Annotated in this window: 3 rRNA genes; all 3 read right to left on the bottom strand. The window is 55.6% G+C overall.

Annotated elements, in window-relative coordinates:
- Positions 1 to 11 precede the first annotated feature (11 nt).
- The 3 genes from rrf to FJ658_RS15875 all read right to left on the bottom strand — a co-directional run bounded on the left by rrf (position 12) and on the right by FJ658_RS15875 (position 5324).
- Positions 12 to 128, bottom strand: a 5S ribosomal RNA gene (gene rrf, locus FJ658_RS15885).
- Between the two features lie 104 nt (positions 129 to 232).
- Positions 233 to 3353: ribosomal RNA gene (locus FJ658_RS15880) — 23S ribosomal RNA — on the bottom strand.
- Between the two features lie 447 nt (positions 3354 to 3800).
- Positions 3801 to 5324, bottom strand: a 16S ribosomal RNA gene (locus FJ658_RS15875).
- The 16S, 23S and 5S rRNA genes sit together here, the layout of an rRNA operon.
- Positions 5325 to 5542 lie beyond the last annotated feature (218 nt).

The following is a 5542-nucleotide window of genomic DNA, read 5'->3' as shown; positions in this document are numbered from 1 at the left end:
TTCTGAAAGAAGTCCGGCGGTGTCCTACTCTCCCACGAGGTCCCCCTCGCAGTACCATCGGCGCAGAAGGTCTTAGCTTCCGGGTTCGGAATGTGACCGGGCGTTTCCCCTTCGCTATGGCCGCCGAAACACTATTGATCTATGTGTTCAGCGCTCATCGTGATGAGCGCGGTCCCCGACCGTAGATCAGGAACCACAAAGTGGACGCGAGCAACAATGTAGAAAACTATGTGTTGTCAAGTTATCGGCTTATTAGTACAGGTCAGCTGCATGAGTCGTCAGTCCTCACTTCCACATCCTGCCTATCAACCCAGTCGTCTAGCTGGGAGCCTCTCCCCCGAAGGGATGGAAATCTCATCTTGAAGCCGGCTTCCCGCTTAGATGCTTTCAGCGGTTATCCGTTCCGAACGTAGCTAATCAGCGGTGCTCCTGGCGGAACAACTGACACACCAGAGGTTCGTCCGTCCCGGTCCTCTCGTACTAGGGACAGATCTTCTCAAATTTCCTACGCGCGCAGCGGATAGGGACCGAACTGTCTCACGACGTTCTAAACCCAGCTCGCGTACCGCTTTAATGGGCGAACAGCCCAACCCTTGGGACCTACTCCAGCCCCAGGATGCGACGAGCCGACATCGAGGTGCCAAACCATGCCGTCGATATGGACTCTTGGGCAAGATCAGCCTGTTATCCCCGAGGTACCTTTTATCCGTTGAGCGACAGCGCTTCCACAAGCCACTGCCGGATCACTAGTCCCGACTTTCGTCCCTGCTCGAGCCGTCACTCTCACAGTCAAGCTCCCTTGTGCACTTACACTCGACACCTGATTGCCAACCAGGTTGAGGGAACCTTTGGGCGCCTCCGTTACTTTTTGGGAGGCAACCGCCCCAGTTAAACTACCCACCAGGCACTGTCCCTGAACCGGATCACGGTTCGAAGTTAGACATCCAGAGCGACCAGAGTGGTATTTCAACAATGACTCCACGAACACTGGCGTGCCCGCTTCAAAGTCTCCCACCTATCCTACACAAGCCGCACCGAACACCAATACCAAGCTGTAGTAAAGGTCACGGGGTCTTTCCGTCCTGCTGCGCGTAACGAGCATCTTTACTCGTAGTGCAATTTCGCCGAGTTCGCGGTTGAGACAGCTGGGAAGTCGTTACGCCATTCGTGCAGGTCGGAACTTACCCGACAAGGAATTTCGCTACCTTAGGATGGTTATAGTTACCACCGCCGTTTACTGGGGCTTAAATTCAGAGCTTCGCAAAAGCTAACCCTTCCTCTTAACCTTCCAGCACCGGGCAGGCGTCAGTCCGTATACATCGTCTTGCGACTTCGCACGGACCTGTGTTTTTAGTAAACAGTCGCTTCCCACTGGTCTCTGCGGCCCTGCAGCGCTTCCCCAAGCAAGTTGGTTCACGCCTTAGGCCCCCCTTCTCCCGAAGTTACGGGGGCATTTTGCCGAGTTCCTTAACCACGATTCTCTCGATCTCCTTGGTATTCTCTACCTGACCACCTGAGTCGGTTTGGGGTACGGGCGGCTGGAACCTCGCGTCGATGCTTTTCTCGGCAGCATAGGATCATCGGATCTTGCCCGTGAGGGCTCCCCTTCAGGTCTCAGCCTTATATGAGAGACGGATTTGCCTATCTCTCGGCCTACACCCTTGGCCTAGGACAACCATCGCCTAGGACCGACTACCTTCCTGCGTCACACCTGTTAATACGCTAGCCGCACCAGCATGGGGTCGAGCGTTAGGCCGGCAGCTTCACCCCGAAGGGATCCATCTGGCCGGATTAGGACTCTTAGCACCACTGGATTGACTTGGGCGGTTCTTCGCCGGTACGGGAATATCAACCCGTTGTCCATCGACTACGCCTGTCGGCCTCGCCTTAGGTCCCGACTTACCCAGGGCAGATTAGCTTGACCCTGGAACCCTTGGTCTTTCGGAGGACGTGTTTCTCACACGTCTTTCGCTACTCATGCCTGCATTCTCACTCGTGTGGCGTCCACGGCTGGATCACTCCGCCGCTTCACTCGCCACACGACGCTCTCCTACCGATCCGCACGGCTGGACCACGAAGGCCTACCTATTATGCGAATCCTACGACTTCGGCGGTGTGCTTGAGCCCCGTTACATTGTCGGCGCGGAATCACTTGACCAGTGAGCTATTACGCACTCTTTCAAGGGTGGCTGCTTCTAAGCCAACCTCCTGGTTGTCTCTGCAACTCCACATCCTTTCCCACTTAGCACACGCTTAGGGGCCTTAGTCGGTAGTCTGGGTTGTTTCCCTCTCGACGATGAAGCTTATCCCCCACCGTCTCACTGCTGCGCTCTCACTTACCGGCATTCGGAGTTTGGCTGACGTCAGTAACCTTGTAGGGCCCATCGGCCATCCAGTAGCTCTACCTCCGGCAAGAAACACGCAACGCTGCACCTAAATGCATTTCGGAGAGAACCAGCTATCACGAAGTTTGATTGGCCTTTCACCCCTATCCACAGCTCATCCCCTCGGTTTTCAACCCAAGTGGGTTCGGTCCTCCACGACGTCTTACCGTCGCTTCAACCTGGCCATGGATAGATCACTTCGCTTCGGGTCTAGGGCATGCGACTCAAACGCTCTATTCGAACTCGCTTTCGCTACGGCTACCCCACACGGGTTAACCTCGCCACATACCGCTAACTCGCAGGCTCATTCTTCAAAAGGCACGCTGTCACCCCTGCTAGGGAGGCTCCAACGGTTTGTAAGCAGACGGTTTCAGGTACTATTTCACTCCCCTCCCGGGGTACTTTTCACCTTTCCCTCACGGTACTTGTCCGCTATCGGTCATCTGGGAGTATTTAGGCTTACCAGGTGGTCCTGGCAGATTCACACGGGATTTCTCGGGCCCCGTGCTACTTGGGATACTCTCCGCCGCTGCGCCACATTTCGACTACGGGACTGGCACCCTCTATGGTCGGCCTTTCAAGACCGTTCGTCTATATCGCGCACGTCAACGTGAACTTCGGCAGAAGTTCGTGAAAGTCCCACAACCCCGACCATGCAACGCCTGCCGGCTATCACACATGATCGGTTTGGCCTGTTCCGGTTTCGCTCGCCACTACTAACGGAATCGCGGTTGCTTTCTCTTCCTGTGGGTACTGAGATGTTTCACTTCCCCACGTTCCCTCTACCCGCCCTATATATTCAGGCGGGAGTCACCAGGTCGCACAAGTACGCACTGGCGGGGTTTCCCCATTCGGACATCCTCGGATCAAAGTTCGCTTATCAACTCCCCGAGGCTTATCGCAGATTGCTACGTCCTTCTTCGGCTCCAGATGCCAAGGCATCCACCGTCTGCTCTTAGAAACTTGACTACATGAGTTTTCTAGAATCGATCAGCAGCACCTGAGTGCTGCGGATTGACCAATGATCTATCGGAGAACAGCCCGAAAGCCGTCCTCTTGTTGATCATCTTGTAGACGACACCGAAAAGGTGTCTGTCTAAGATGCTCGCGTCCACTGTGTAGTTCTCAAAATACGGGCGGTACCCCACCCCGCCTAGCCACTGGCCGACGGAAGCAGGATCCAGAGGAGTTCGACACAACCCAAACGGGCCGGCCCGGTCCCTCAGGACCCAACAGCGTGCACGCCCCGCAATCCCCGCCGGCATCCGTTCCTTGCCCTCTCAAAGAGAGCCGTACTTGGCTGCCCGCGCTTCCTGCGAGGCCTATGTCAATGTTCCACCCATGAGCAAACCACCCCGAACGCATTCGGTTCGAGCATGGCTCTTGGAAGACCGAGGTCTTCAAGAAGCTCCTTAGAAAGGAGGTGATCCAGCCGCACCTTCCGGTACGGCTACCTTGTTACGACTTAGTCCTAATTACCGATCCCACCTTCGACGGCTCCCTCCACAAGGGTTGGGCCACCGGCTTCGGGTGTTACCGACTTTCATGACTTGACGGGCGGTGTGTACAAGGCCCGGGAACGTATTCACCGCAGCGTTGCTGATCTGCGATTACTAGCGACTCCGACTTCATGAGGTCGAGTTGCAGACCTCAATCCGAACTGAGACCGGCTTTTTGGGATTCGCTCCACCTTACGGTATCGCAGCCCTTTGTACCGGCCATTGTAGCATGCGTGAAGCCCAAGACATAAGGGGCATGATGATTTGACGTCATCCCCACCTTCCTCCGAGTTGACCCCGGCAGTCTCCTATGAGTTCCCACCATAACGTGCTGGCAACATAGAACGAGGGTTGCGCTCGTTGCGGGACTTAACCCAACATCTCACGACACGAGCTGACGACAACCATGCACCACCTGTATACGAGTGTCCAAAGAGTTCTACATTTCTGCAGCGTTCTCGTATATGTCAAGCCTTGGTAAGGTTCTTCGCGTTGCATCGAATTAATCCGCATGCTCCGCCGCTTGTGCGGGCCCCCGTCAATTCCTTTGAGTTTTAGCCTTGCGGCCGTACTCCCCAGGCGGGGCGCTTAATGCGTTAGCTGCGACACGGAAACCGTGGAATGGTCCCCACATCTAGCGCCCAACGTTTACGGCGTGGACTACCAGGGTATCTAATCCTGTTCGCTCCCCACGCTTTCGCTCCTCAGCGTCAGTAACGGCCCAGAGAACTGCCTTCGCCATCGGTGTTCCTCCTGATATCTGCGCATTCCACCGCTACACCAGGAATTCCATTCTCCCCTACCGCACTCTAGCTGGCCCGTACCCACTGCAGACCCGAGGTTGAGCCTCGGGATTTCACAGCAGACGCGACCAACCGCCTACGAGCTCTTTACGCCCAATAATTCCGGATAACGCTTGCACCCTACGTATTACCGCGGCTGCTGGCACGTAGTTAGCCGGTGCTTTTTCTGCAGGTACCGTCACTCTCGCTTCTTCCCTGCTAAAAGAGGTTTACAACCCGAAGGCCGTCGTCCCTCACGCGGCGTTGCTGCATCAGGCTTGCGCCCATTGTGCAATATTCCCCACTGCTGCCTCCCGTAGGAGTCTGGGCCGTGTCTCAGTCCCAGTGTGGCCGGTCACCCTCTCAGGCCGGCTACCCGTCGTAGGCTTGGTGAGCCATTACCTCACCAACAACCTGATAGGCCGCGAGCTCATCCCGAACCGAAATTCTTTCCAACTCCTAGCCATGCGGCTGAAGCTCGTATCCGGTATTAGACGTCGTTTCCAACGCTTATCCCAGAGTTCGGGGCAGATTGCTCACGTGTTACTCACCCGTTCGCCACTGATCCACAGGAGCAAGCTCCTGCTTCACCGTTCGACTTGCATGTGTTAAGCACGCCGCCAGCGTTCATCCTGAGCCAGGATCAAACTCTCCGTAAAAAAATGACAGCCGGCAACCGAAATCACCGACAAATCGTGTGCCCAGCCACCACGGGAAAACGCGACAACCAGACGAGTTTGATCTGACTGAAAGGATCATCATACTGACAATCCGTCAATCCAAAGGAATCTCTCACCCTGCAGCCAAAACTACAGAGCCGAGGTTATTTGGCATTTGACATAGTGCACGCTGTTGAGTTCTCAAGGATCGGACGCAC

Source organism: Schumannella sp. 10F1B-5-1 (genome assembly GCF_006517535.1).
In the GTDB taxonomy this organism is placed as follows: Bacteria; Actinomycetota; Actinomycetes; order Actinomycetales; family Microbacteriaceae; genus Schumannella.
Note: the sequence above shows the minus strand (reverse complement) of the source record. Positions and strands in the feature narration are given on the sequence as shown.